The organism is Flavobacterium psychroterrae (assembly GCF_018380615.1).
Taxonomy (GTDB): domain Bacteria; phylum Bacteroidota; class Bacteroidia; order Flavobacteriales; family Flavobacteriaceae; genus Flavobacterium; species Flavobacterium psychroterrae.
This window is the reverse complement of the sequence record NZ_JAGYVZ010000001.1, coordinates 229,306-243,005: the sequence shown is the minus strand read 5'-3', so window position 1 is coordinate 243,005 and position 13,700 is coordinate 229,306. Positions and strand designations below refer to the sequence as shown.

Genomic DNA, 13,700 nt, shown 5'->3' with positions numbered 1-13,700 from the left:
TTTGTCGATGTTGTAAACGAAGATTCTTCGTTCCTCAGAATGACAAACCAGAAGAATAAAAAAATAAATAAAATATAAGTTTGAAATACATCATATACATTTTTCTCTTCATCACGCTTTGCATTAAAGCGCAAATTCCCGTGCTCAATAATTACAATCAAATCTGGAATACGCAAAGCAATAATGCATCAGAATCAATGCCTTTGGGCGGCGGCGATATTGGTATGAATGTGTGGGTAGAAAAAGGAGATTTGTATTTTTATTTCTCCAGAAGCGGCACTTTCGACGAACATAATACTTTGCTGAAATTAGGTCGCGTAAAAGTTACTTTAACGCCAAATCCGTTTAAGGACAACGAAGGTTTTAGTCAGGAATTGATTTTAAAAGACGGTTATATTTCGATTGCTCAAAATAATACTAAAATCAAACTTTGGGTTGATGTTTTTAAACCCGTAATTCATTTGGATTTAGAAAGTAAAACGGCTTTAAAAATGACGGCTTCTTATGAAACATGGCGCTACAAAAACCGGGATTCAAAAGGAAAAGCAAACAATGCCAATTCGTATAAATGGGCACCTCAGGGAGAAATTATTACGTATAAAGATTCCATTTCATTTGAAAATAATGGCGTTAAATTTTACCATAGAAATCGTCAACAAACTGTTTTTGATGTTGCGGTAAAACAGCAAAAAATGGAATCGGTAAAGGATCAAATGCTGAATCCTTTGGCGAATTTGACTTTTGGAGGTTTTATGCAGGGAACCAATATGAAACCTGATGGAAATTATTCTGGAATTTATCAAAATACAGATTTTAAAGGTTTTAGTCTTTCGAGTATAAAACCTTCTAAAAAACATTCTTTAGAAATTTATTTAAATACCAATCAATCTGATTTTAATAACTGGGATAAAGGTTTAAAAAATCAAATTTCATCAAATAAAAATACATCAAAACTAGCAGAAAAAAACACAATAAAATGGTGGAATGATTTCTGGAACCGCAGTTTTATTTTTACACAAAAAAATCAATCGATTGAGAAAGATTCGGTTTATCAAATCGGGCAAAATTACCAGTTATTTCGATATATGCTCGGTTGTAATGCTTACGGAAAATATCCAACCAAATTCAATGGCGGATTATTTACGGTTGATCCGGTTTTTACGAATTCCGATTTAAATTTCACACCTGATTTCAGGAATTGGGGCGGCGGAACAATGACAGCTCAAAACCAGCGATTGGTTTATTTTCCGATGGTCAAAAGCGGTGATTTTGATATGATGAAATCGCAACTGGATTATTATCTGAGTTTACAAAAAAATGCCGAATTAAGAAGTAAAGTTTATTGGAATCACGATGGCGCATCGTTTACGGAACAGTTAGAAAACTTCGGCTTACCAAATCCAGCTGAATATGACTGGAAACGTCCCGCAGATTACGACCCAGGAATGGAATATAATGCCTGGCTGGAATATGAATGGGACACGGTTTTTGAATTCTGTCAAATGATGTTACAGCAAAAAGAATATGCGGGAGAAGATATTCAGAAATACAATCAATTCATTATTAGTTGTCTTCGTTTTTTTGATGAACATTATCAATATCTCGCCAAACAAAGAGGTAGAAAAGCATTGGACGGAAGTGGTCATTTGGTTTTATATCCCGGTTCAGGCGCAGAAACCTATAAAATGACGAATAATGCTAACAGTACAATTTCGGCTTTAACGATAATTACAAAAAATCTTTTAAACCTTTCTTCGGAACAATTATCAAAAGGAGAACTGGAATATTTAAAAGGTTTTCAGAATAGAATTCCGCCTTTAAATTTTGGTACAATCGAAAATCATAAAGTATTAGTTCCCGCAAAATCATGGGAAAGAGTCAATAATTCTGAGGTTCCGCAATTGTATCCGATTTATCCGTGGGGAATTTACGGCATCGGGAAACCGGATTTAGAAACCGCTTTAAATACCTGGAAATATGATGCTGATGCCATAAAATTTAGAAGTCATATTGGTTGGAAACAAGATAATATTTTCTCGGCTCGTTTGGGATTAACGAATGAAGCTGCAAAATACAATTTGTTAAAAATGGCAAATTCAGATAGGCGATTTCCAGCATTTTGGGGTCCGGGTTTCGATTGGGTTCCGGATCATAATTGGGGCGGATCAGGAATGATTGGTATGCAGGAAATGTTGTTGCAGGAAGTAGATGGTAAAATCTATCTTTTTCCCGCCTGGCCAAAAGATTGGAATGTTCATTTCAAATTACATGCAAAACAAAATACAACCGTTGAAGCGGAACTTATAAATGGCGAATTGAAAATTTTGAAAGTAATTCCCGAAGAAAGAAAAAAAGATATAATCAATCTTCTGAATACATCAGAAGAAAATAAAATACAATTAAAATAAAAAAACATGACCAAAAAATTATTTAGTTCTTTTGCTTTGGCATTACTTTTTGCTGCAAACGGACAAGCACAATCTGAAAAACAAATCGTAAAAGTCGATTTTGATTTTTTTCAAAGAAGATTAGAAGAAGTTCACGATCCTAATTATGATTCGTGGGTAATCAACGACGCAAAAGAAGCCGGGAAAACCTTCAATAATGTCACTTTTAAATTAAAAGGAAACTTTACTTCAAAATGGTATAAAGTAGGAATGAATGCGCCTTTTTATAACAGATTAGGAAGTGATGGATTGGTTACGGCTGAAAATTTAGAACTAAAAATCAGCGGATTGAAAGCAGGAAAACATACGCTTTTAACGTTCCACAATGCTTTTGATGTTATTACAGGAAAAACATTTTCTCCCATAAAAATTTATATCAACGGAAAACTGCAAGAAACCGTAAATGCTACTCAAAGAGCGAATGCTAAAATTGATGCAGCAATGGTTTACCTGACTTTTAATGCCGTAAAAGCTAAAGATGTTATCATTCGTTTTGAAATTGACCCAACAACAAATCCGGATATTGTAAAACAAATTGTAATTAACGGTTTCGAAATTGATACAACAAATTTAACGAATCAGGCGCGTTCGCCGGAACCTAAAAATGGTGATGAACATTTTGTTACAGATAAAAATTCAGTTTTAAAATGGGATGCTTCAAAAAATGCTGTAACGCATAAATTGTATTTTGGAGAAGATGCCGCTGGAGTAGGAAATGCAACTGAATCATCAAAAGAATTTAAAGGGAAATTGACAGAAAGATCATTTCCCCTTTCTAACTTATATAGCGGTTCAACCTATTATTGGCGAATTGATGAAGTTGATGCAAAAGGCGATGTAACTTTAGGAAATGTATGGTCGTTTAAACCTGCGCAATTGGCTTTTCCGGGAGCTGAAGGTTACGGTGGTTTTGCAGTAGGCGGACGCGGCGGAAAAGTTATTGAGGTAACAAATTTAAATGAAGATGGTCCGGGAAGTTTGCGTGATGCTGTAAATCAGCAAATTGGACCAAGAACAATTGTTTTTAATGTATCTGGAAATATTAAACTGGCTTCGAGATTGGTTGTCAATCAGCCTTATATTACGATTGCCGGACAAACTGCTCCGGGCGAAGGAATTACCCTTAGCAGAGCACCAATTGGACTTACAGGAAATGACGGTATTGTTCGGTTTTTAAAAGTGAGAATTGGCGGTGGAACTACTTTTGACGGAATGGGATTAACGGGCGCAAATTATAGTATTATTGATCACTGCTCGATTAGCTGGACGATCGACGAATCGTTTAGTTCTCGTGGAGCGCATCATATTACGCTACAAAGAACTTTAATTTCTGAAGCCTTAAATGTGGCGGGACATGATAAATACGAAGTTGGTAAAATGCACGGATATGCGGCAACAATTGGCGGTGATATTGGTAGTTTTCATCACAATTTATTGGCGCACAATTATGGTCGAAACTGGAGTATTGGCGGTGGTTTAAACGGAGACGGTTTTTATTCCGGCAGAGTTGATATCACCAATAACGTGGTTTACAATTGGGGACATCGCACAACTGACGGTGGTGCAAATGAAGTAAATTTTGTCAATAACTTTTACAAACCGGGAGCTTCGACAAATATTTTTGTTGCCCTAAATGCACAACACGAAGGAGTTGGAAAAGGAATGCAGCGTTATTATTTTAACGGAAATGTAATGCCTGGATATTTTGATGAAAAATCTCAGGAAAAAGGCAGAAAGATGACAATATCAGGTAAAGAAATAGTTGAATATGAAACTTTTGTTGATAAACCATTTTTCGAATCATTTGTTGAAACGCAATCGGCGAAAGCAGCTTATAAAAATGTACTTTCGGATGTTGGTGCCAATCAGCCTTTCTTTGATAAACACGATAATCGAATTGTGGATGAAACCCTAAAAGGAACGTTTACCTATAAAGGAAGTAAAAGTGGTTTGGGCGGAATGATCGATAACGAACAAGATGCCGGCGGATGGCCGAATTTTGCCACAGAAACTCGTCCCGCAGATTTTGATACCGATCATGACGGATTGCCAAACTGGTGGGAAAAAGCTTTTGGTTTAAACGAAAATTCTAAAGCAGGAGATTTCTCTGATGCGAGTTTAGATGCTGATAAGGATGGTTTTACGCAACTTGACGAATATTTAGAATGGATGGCGCAACCGCATTTCTTTATTAATTTGGGAGAAAAGGCAGCACTTTCGGCAGCTGATTATTTCAAAGGATATGAGAATAAACCTGTTTATACTTTCTCTGATCTTAAAAATGGAAAAGTGGTTTTAAAAGGAAAAGACATTCAGTTTACAGCAATCGAACCGGGATTTGCATCATTTGTACTAACAGTAAAAGATGCTGATGGAGATTCAATGAACCGTACGATAAATTTCTTTGTGAAATAAAAAAATTGCCCACAGATTATACGGATTAAACTGATTGACACAAATTTTTATTAAAAAAAAGAAAATCAAAATAAATCTGCTTAAAGCTGTTTAGATCTGCGTGAAAAAAAAATTGCCCACAGATTATACGGATTAAAAAGATTGACACAGATTTTTATTAAAAAAAAGAAAATCAAAATAAATCTGCTTGAATCTGTTTAGATCTGCGTGAAAAAAAATTGCCCACAGATTATACGGATTAAACTGATTGACACAGATTTTATTAAAAGATATAATTGTTTGTCAAGTAAAAAATTTCGCCACTAATTTCATTAATTAGTACTAATTTTTTGAAATTAAAAGAAAATTAATTTGTGAAAATTTGTGCAATTTGTGGTAAAAAAAAATCTGCTCAATCTGCCAAATCTGCGAGAAAAAATTGCCCACAGATTATACGGATTAAAAAGATTGACACAGATTTTTATTAAAAAAAAGAAAATCAAAATTAATCTGCTTGAATCTGTTTAGATCTGCGTGAAAAAAAAAATTGCCCGCAGATTATACGGATTAAACAGATTGACACAGATTTTATTATAATATTAATTATTAAGTAAAAAATTTCGCCACTAATTTCACGAATTAGCACCAATTTTTTGAAATTAAAAGAGAAAATTAATTCGTGAAAATTTGTGCAATTCGTGGCAAAAAAAATCTGCTCAATCTGCCAAACCTGCGTGAAAAAATACTCTCGCAGATTTGTCGGATTGTGAGATAAAAAAATCCGTTTTAAATCCGCGTTTTGCTTTAGCAATCAGTGTCATCAGCGTTCAAATTCACAACAAAAAAACCTCAAAAATGAAAAAGAACATCACCATATTAACGTTTTTAATTTCAGCCTCATTTTTTGCTCAAAATAAAGGTTTAGTAGCAAATTCAAACAGTCCGTATTCTAAATTGCAAAGTGTAGGTCTTGAAGATGTAAAATGGACAAACGGTTTCTGGAAAGAACAATTTGATGTAGAAACCAAAAACACATTACCGTATATGTGGGATCTGTATCATAATGATTCGATTTCTCATGCTTATAAAAACTTCGAAATTGCGGCAGGTTTAATGAAAGGAAAATTCAGCGGGCCTTCTTTCCACGATGGCGATTTTTACAAAATTTTTGAAGGAATGGCAGCGACTTATGCCGTAACAAAAGACAAAAAACTCGATGCCCAAATGGACGAGGCAATTGCACTTTTCGCAAAAGTACAACGCAAAGACGGTTATATTCATACTCCTGTTTTAATCGATGAACGTTGGGGAACTCTCGGGCCTGAGGAAGTGAAAAAACAACTTGGTTTCGAGAAATACAATATGGGACATTTAATGACCGCTGCCTGCGTACATTATCGCGCCACCGGAAAAACTAATTTCCTGGATATTGCAAAAGGCGTTGCCGATTATTTGTATGATTTCTACAAAAAAGCGTCGCCGGAATTGGCTCGAAATGCCATTTGTCCTTCTCATTATATGGGAATTGTCGAAATGTATCGTACAACGAAAAATCCGAAATACTTAGAACTAGCCAATAATTTAATAGATATTAGAGGAACCACAAACGACGGAACAGATGATAATCAGGACAGAATTCCGTTTAGGCAACAGACTACGGCAATGGGTCACGCCGTAAGAGCCAATTATTTATACGCAGGCGTTGCAGATTTATACGCAGAAACGGGAGAAAAGAAATTACTGGATAATCTGGAGTCGATTTGGAATGATGTAACATATCGAAAAATGTACATTACAGGAGCTTGCGGTGCTTTGTATGACGGAGTTTCGCCAGACGGAACTTCTTACGATCCAATTGTAGTTCAGAAAATTCATCAGGCTTACGGACGACCTTTTCAATTGCCAAATGCTACGGCTCATACCGAAACCTGCGCCAATATTGGAAACGTCTTATGGAATTGGAGAATGCTTCAAATTACTGGCGATGCAAAATATGCTGATATTGTAGAATTGGCTTTGTACAATAGCGTTTTATCGGGCGTTAATTTAGATGGAGATAAATTCTGTTATAACAATCCGCTAAATGTTTCTTATGATTTGCCTTTTCAGCAAAGATGGGGAAATGAGCGAGAAGGTTATATAAAATTATCAAATTGCTGTGCGCCAAATGTTACCAGAACTGTTGCAGAAGTTGGAAATTATGCATACAATCTTTCAAAAGAAGGTTTATATGTGAACTTGTACGGAAGCAATACTTTGAAAACTAAAACATTAAGCGGAGAAGTTCTTGAAGTGGAACAGCAAACCAATTATCCGTGGGACGGAAAAATTGTTTTAAAAATTGTAAAAGCCCCAAAACAAGATCAGGTTTTCTTTTTGAGAATTCCGGGATGGAGTGAAAATGCAACAGTTTCGGTTAACGGTAAAAAATTAACAGAAAAAACTGAAACTTCTTCTTATTTTAAAATAGCTCAAAAATGGAAAAAAGGTGATGTTATCGAATTAGAAATTCCGATGAAAATCGAATTAATGGAAGCCAATCCGTTAGTGGAAGAAGTTAAAAATCAGGTTGCCGTAAAAAGAGGTCCAATTGTGTATTGCTTAGAATCAAACGAACTTCCTGCAAATACAAGCGTAAACGATGTGATTTTGGATGTAAATTCTAAATTCACGACAGATTTTATTGAATTGGATAAAAGGAAATTATTGAGCATAAACGCAACTTCATTTATTAATGATGATACGTCATGGAATAAAAAGTTGTACAAACCTTTATCTGATAAAAAGACAAAAGAATATAGCGTAAAACTAATTCCGTATTTTGCATGGGGAAATAAAGGCAAAGGCGAAATGACAGTTTGGATATCGCATTAAATATTAAAAAAGTTTAGTTTGTCATTTTTAAGAATGAGAAATTAAACAAGAATGTCGACAAAGTTTGGGGATTAAGATTGCGGAGTTTCTAGTGTGATCTTTCCTCCGTCAAGATGACAAAGATATCAGGAACAATTAAAATCAAAATAATGAAGTATATTTTAAGTTTATTTTTACTGGCAACTACATTTTTGTCGGCGCAAACTATTGATAATAAGTTTGAATTAACGGTTGCGCAAGACGGTTCCGGTAATTTTAAAACAATTCAGGAAGCAATAAACAATGTAAAAGATAATGCCGAAAAACGCGTTATAATTATCATTAAACCTGGAATTTATATCGAAAAGTTAGTAATTCCTTCATCAAAAATCAATATTACTTTAAAGGGAATTGACAGAGATAAAACCATAATTTCTTATGATGATTATTCGGGGAAACCGTTAAGAGAAGTTGATCCGGCTGGCAAAACAGCTTTTGGAACGTCTACTTCGTATTCATTTTTAATTGAAGGAGATAATTGTACGCTGGAAAATCTTACCGTGCAAAATACTGCCGGACGAGTAGGGCAGGCTGTGGCTTTGAATATTAAGGCTGATCGTGTTATCGTTAAAAAATGTGCTATTTTGGGGAATCAGGATACTCTTTATTTATCAAAAGATAGTGTGAGGGCTTATTTTGAAAACTGTTTTATCAACGGTACAACTGATTTTATTTTTGGCTCGTCGATCGCTTATTTCTATAAATGTACAATTGAAAGTTTAACCAATTCCTATATTACTGCCGCTTCTACGGTGCAAGCAGATAAATATGGTTTTGTTTTTGTAGATTGTAAATTGACTGCAAAAGACAAGACGGTTGATAAAGTTTTTCTTGGCAGGCCTTGGCGACCTTACGCTAAAACCGTTTTTATCAATACCGAAATGGGTTCGCATATTATACCGGAAGGTTGGAACGCTTGGATTGATACCAGATTTCCTGATAAGGACAAAACGGCTTATTATGCAGAATGCGGAAGCAAAGGCGCAGGCGCAAAAAATATATCTCAAAGAGTTTCCTGGTCACATCAATTAAAAAAAGAAGACCTTAAAAAATATAAAATAGAGTTGGTACTTAACGGTTGGAATCCAAATAAATAAAATGAAAACTATGAATAAATTTAAATTTTTCTCAATCGGTTTAGTTTCAATATTGGTTTTGAGTGCTTTTAGTTTTAAATCAAAAGTGACTACAATTTATTTAATAGGTGATTCGACAGTTGCAGATTATTCTTTAGAAGAAAATTATCAAACTAAAAAGTTTCCACAAGTGGGTTGGGGACAAATGTTTCCTTCTTTTTTTAAGAAGGACAGCTTGAAACAGGTCGCAGCTATTTTAGGAAATGCCACTGAAGTTAAAATCGATGACAGGGCAAAAGGCGGAAGAAGTACCCGAACTTTTTTTCAGGAAGGACGTTGGGCTTCGGTTTACAATTCGCTTCAAAAAGGTGATATCGTAATGATGCAATTTGGACATAACGATGCATCGGTAGAAAAAACGGAACGCTATGTAAACATTGAAGGTTACAAGGAGTTTTTACGTCTTTTTATCAATCAAACCAAAGAAAAAGGTGCAATACCAATATTGATGACTCCGGTTGCGAGAAATTATCCTTGGAAAGACGGGAAATTATCAAACGTTCATGGCGAATATCCGCAAGCGGTTAAGGATGTAGCGAAAGAATTAAAGGTTAAGCTGATAGATTTAAATGAATTGTCTATGGAATTCTTTTCGTCAAAAGGGCAGGATTTTGTTACTACAAATTACTTTATGAATTTTGAAGCCGGCAAATTTGATGCTTATCCTGATGGACAAAAAGATAATACACATTTTCAAACCGCCGGAGGAACTGAAGTCGCAAAGTTGGTTTTTAATGCCATGAAAAAATTGTAGTTTCTTAGCTTATTAATTCTTTTAAATAATTAAAAAAACTTTTTACCATTAAACAAAATACAAGAATCTAGTTTGATGGTTTAGGAAAAAAAACATTTGGTCAGAATTTACGTTTAAAAAAAAAATATTTTTTTTTAGATAGATCGTAAGCTTTTATCTTTACTTTTAAGATATGTTGTACGTATTTTATTAATTAATAAGTGTGGTTTTTACATCATAAAGCAAATCATTTAAACTTGGTATATTAAGTTTAAATGATTATGTATCAATACACAACTTCAAAAATTTACGAATAAAACAGTATAAAATTGTTTTTACTTATTTTTTATCTCTTTTTCAAAAAAAAGTAGTTTTTATATTAGATTATACTCAATCTTATTCTTCATTTTTTCTGATACATATATTTTTTCTTTCATATTTTTATTAATATTGTTTTTTTAAGTGTAATTTTTTAGCATAATACTATTGAAGCAGGATAGCACAGGACGGTTGTAATACGCAATCGTTATATTTTTGGATCAAGATTAATAAATGTGTATTTAACATTTAATAAATAATTTAAGATTACATTAAATTTTGTTTATTAATAAATCACATGAAAACATGACTAACACTTAAATTACTAACCTAACCAAAAAAACATTTATGAAACAAGCACTTATAAAAAGATGTAGTTTTCTTTTGTTTACATTAATGACTGTTATGAGTTATGCTCAGAACACAGTCACTTACACTACTGTAACTGTAACAGGAACTGTTACTGACAATTTAGGAGGACAATTACCAGGAGTTAACGTAACTGAGAAATCTACAAAAAATACAGTCACGACAGATTTTAATGGTCAATATACCATTAAAGTTAAGAGTGGAGCCACTCTTGTTTTTTCTTTCATTGGAATGAAAAAATCAGAAGTACCATTAAACGGACGTACTGTTGTGAGTACAAAATTAGCCGAAGATTCAAATCAACTGGATAATATTGTTGTTGTAGGTTATGGTACTCAAAAGAGAAAGGAACTTACCGGAGCTATTGCTACTATCAAGGCAGATGATTTAATGGACTTGCCAGTAACAAATTTATCTGATGCCCTAAAAGGATTAGTTCCCGGTGTTAATGTTACTAGTGGATCTGGTCGTCCGGGTGAATCAGGAACTGTTCAGATTCGTCAGACATTTAGTTTATCTAAAGATGGAGGTTTTAATATTCCTTTGATAATCATTGACGATATGATTCAGGTTGATCCTTCGAATGGTAAACCTACATTAGAACAATTTAATAGATTAGATCCTTCAGAGATTGAGAGTATTACGGTTTTAAAAGATGGTTCTGCTGCAATTTATGGTTCTCGTGCTTCACAAGGGGCAATTGTGGTAAAAACAAAACGTGGTAAAGCTGGTAAAGCAAAATTCTCTTATAATAGTCAGCTTGCTATAAATGATGCGGTTAGCCATAGCAAAGTTTTGAATGCTTATGAGTTTGGGGTTTTCAGTAATAGATTTTTTAATTCAAGAGTAACTCCGCCAGCTGTAATTGATCCCGCTACTCTATATTCAGCTTCAGAATTGGAGCAAATGAAAAGCTTAAATTATAACTGGTTAGAAGAAGCGTGGAAACCAGCGATTCAACAAAAACACTCTTTTAATGTGAGTGGAGGTAATGAGGATATTACGTATTTTGCAGGTGCAACTTATCTAACACAGGATGCTAATTTAGGAAACCAAAAATACGATAAATGGAATTTTCGTACCGGAATTAATGCTAAAATTGCAAAGAATTTAGATTTCTCTGCTTCTATTTCTGGAAATGTTGGAGTAGTTGATAAATCATTTACCAAAGCATCATCAAATATTAGTGACGGTAGCTATGGTTCTGCTGCTGGTGGAGAACAAGCAGATTATGGATTTTTGCTACATATGCCGCAACATGTGCCGTGGGAAACTACTTTAGATGGGAAACAATACTATGTGTCTCCGTTTCCTAATTCAAATAAGAACTTTGGGAGTGCAAATGCAAATACTACAATTGCTGGTTGGAATTATTTTGCAAACTTAGAAAATGGCTCGCATCAAGTTACTGACGATAATTCGTTCAATGTAAATGCTTCGCTAAATTATAAGGTAGCTGCAGTAAAAGGATTATCTTTCAAGGTAACATATTCAAGAAATCAAAGCTCAGCTTATACAGAACAAATTCAATTGCCATATGATTTAGCTAGAATTAGAGACTATCAACTTATGGATAGACATTTGGCTAGTTCAGCTAATCCTAGTATTTATAATGCTACAACTAATCCTATAGGAAGTTATATTATAGAAACGAATGCAAGAAATTCAAGAGTTTATTATAATAATACAGATAGCAAAAGTACTCAGGGTGATTTCCTGATTAACTACGACAGAACTTTTGGAGATCACCAAATTGGAGCAATGGTAGGTGGTGAAGCCTCAGAAGTATATAGTACATTTACACGCTTGGCTTATGAAAATACAGGCAAAGATTACTTAGGAGATTATCGTACAGCCGGAACATTAAGCACTTCTAATAGTCAGGCCACAAAAGTAGAAGGAGGAACATTATCTTATTTTGGACGTTTCAATTACAGCTACAAGCAAAAATATTTGTTCCAGTTTATTCTCCGCAGTGATGCTTCAACAAAATTTGCACCAGAAAATTATTGGGGAACTTTCCCATCTGTTCAATTGGGTTGGGTAATATCTAAAGAAAACTGGTTTGAAAAAAGTGTGCCATGGGTTGATTTCTTGAAAGTACGCTACTCAATTGGTAAAACAGGTAAAGATAATATTCAACCTTGGAGATGGGAGCAGTATTATGATCTTATCGTAGATAAAGGTTTTCAGTTCGGACCTGGTACAGCTACTGGTGGAGGTGGATTTAGTGGAAATGGTTTGACTCCTAAAGTAAATCCAAATAGAGATGTAACATGGGATACTACTATAAAAAATAACGTAGGAGTTGATATTAATTTATTAAAAAACAGATTAAGTTTAACTTATGATTTTTATTATGACAAAAATAAAGATATGCTGACAGATATGAGTAGTGCTGTTGGTGTTCCAATTTCTGTAGGAGGAGCGTATGCTGAACAAAACTATGGTCGAATTGATGCATGGGGATCAGAAGTTAGCATTACTTGGAGTGACAAGATAAAAAGTAATATTAGCTATAATGTTGGAATCAACTTTAGTTATAATAATAATGAAATCAAAAAATATCCTGATCAGGGAAATGCTCTTCCATCTAGTAATAATTTACGAGTGGGGTACTCATCATTTAATCCAGTGTGGGGATTTGCAGTTTGGAAAGGAACATCAACAGGAGACGGTATTTTACGTACAGATGAAGATATTACCAATTATTGGGCTTATTTAACTGAGCGTGCAACGGCAGCAGGAGGTGTACCAAGATACTTAGATATCAATTCTGCTTCTGGAATAAGAAAAGGATCTTTGGCTTATCAGGATGTTGCCGGACAACTTAATCCTGATGGATCTGTAGCACAGGCAGATGGTCAAATCATGAAAGAGAATGATTACGTAAAATTAGCCAATAGTACTAGAACTTATGGTTTTACAACAAACTTAGGTTTTAAATTTGACGGATTTTCTTTGAGAACTCAAATAGCAACTTCTTGGGGTGGAGCTAATTTTGTAGATTTAGTAAATCAAGGTACTTCCTCTGCACACAATATGTGGTCTCGTGAGAGTTTCTGGAGTGATATGTATGCTGAGGATAATCCAAATGGGAAGTATCCAAATGTAGCACAATGGACGTATATGTCTAGTCCATCAGATTTCTGGCAGCTGAATACTTTCCGTTGTTTTGTTAGAAACTTAAGTCTTAATTATGACATACCTAAGAAAGTTTTCGCAGACACGAAAATCGCTGCTATTACACTGGGTATAACAGGTAATAACCTTTGGGATTTATACAATCCTTATCCAGATCATTATAGAAATATGTATGATAATTCTTCTGTAAATTATCCTACACTTAGAACTTGGTCGCTTAATTTTAACGTATCATTCTAATCAAAA

General features: G+C 34.3%; 6 protein-coding genes. All 6 read left to right on the top strand.

Annotation, left to right across the window (positions count from 1 at the left end):
• Window positions 1-80 precede the first annotated feature (80 nt).
• Complete coding sequence (locus KHA90_RS00835; protein WP_213293834.1) at window positions 81-2,408, top strand: DUF5703 domain-containing protein; 2,328 nt, start codon at window positions 81-83, stop codon at window positions 2,406-2,408.
• Window positions 2,409-2,414: 6 nt separating this feature from the next.
• Window positions 2,415-4,862 (top strand): T9SS C-terminal target domain-containing protein, encoded by a 2,448-nt coding sequence (locus KHA90_RS00830; RefSeq protein ID WP_213293831.1) that lies wholly within the window; start codon window positions 2,415-2,417, stop codon window positions 4,860-4,862.
• An 834-nt stretch (window positions 4,863-5,696) separates the two neighbouring features.
• Window positions 5,697-7,715: an aceric acid hydrolase gene (locus KHA90_RS00825; protein WP_213293829.1), complete on the top strand. Its 2,019-nt coding sequence runs from the start codon at window positions 5,697-5,699 to the stop codon at window positions 7,713-7,715.
• A 149-nt stretch (window positions 7,716-7,864) separates the two neighbouring features.
• Window positions 7,865-8,851, top strand: a complete 987-nt coding sequence (locus tag KHA90_RS00820; protein ID WP_213293826.1) for a pectinesterase family protein — start codon at window positions 7,865-7,867, stop codon at window positions 8,849-8,851.
• Window positions 8,852-8,861: 10 nt separating this feature from the next.
• Window positions 8,862-9,644, top strand: a complete 783-nt coding sequence (locus KHA90_RS00815; RefSeq protein ID WP_213293822.1) for a rhamnogalacturonan acetylesterase — start codon at window positions 8,862-8,864, stop codon at window positions 9,642-9,644.
• Window positions 9,645-10,289: 645 nt separating this feature from the next.
• Window positions 10,290-13,694 (top strand): SusC/RagA family TonB-linked outer membrane protein, encoded by a 3,405-nt coding sequence (locus KHA90_RS00810; RefSeq protein ID WP_213293820.1) that lies wholly within the window; start codon window positions 10,290-10,292, stop codon window positions 13,692-13,694.
• The last annotated feature ends 6 nt before the right edge of the window (window positions 13,695-13,700 follow it).

What these genes read in the sequence shown, in the direction of transcription:
- KHA90_RS00830 (WP_213293831.1), top strand. Translation starts at nt 2,415, where the DNA reads ATGACCAAAAAATTATTTAGTTCTTTTGCTTTGGCATTACTTTTTGCT.
- KHA90_RS00825 (WP_213293829.1), top strand. Translation starts at nt 5,697, where the DNA reads ATGAAAAAGAACATCACCATATTAACGTTTTTAATTTCAGCCTCATTT.
- KHA90_RS00820 (WP_213293826.1), top strand. Translation starts at nt 7,865, where the DNA reads ATGAAGTATATTTTAAGTTTATTTTTACTGGCAACTACATTTTTGTCG.
- KHA90_RS00815 (WP_213293822.1), top strand. Translation starts at nt 8,862, where the DNA reads ATGAATAAATTTAAATTTTTCTCAATCGGTTTAGTTTCAATATTGGTT.
- KHA90_RS00810 (WP_213293820.1), top strand. Translation starts at nt 10,290, where the DNA reads ATGAAACAAGCACTTATAAAAAGATGTAGTTTTCTTTTGTTTACATTA.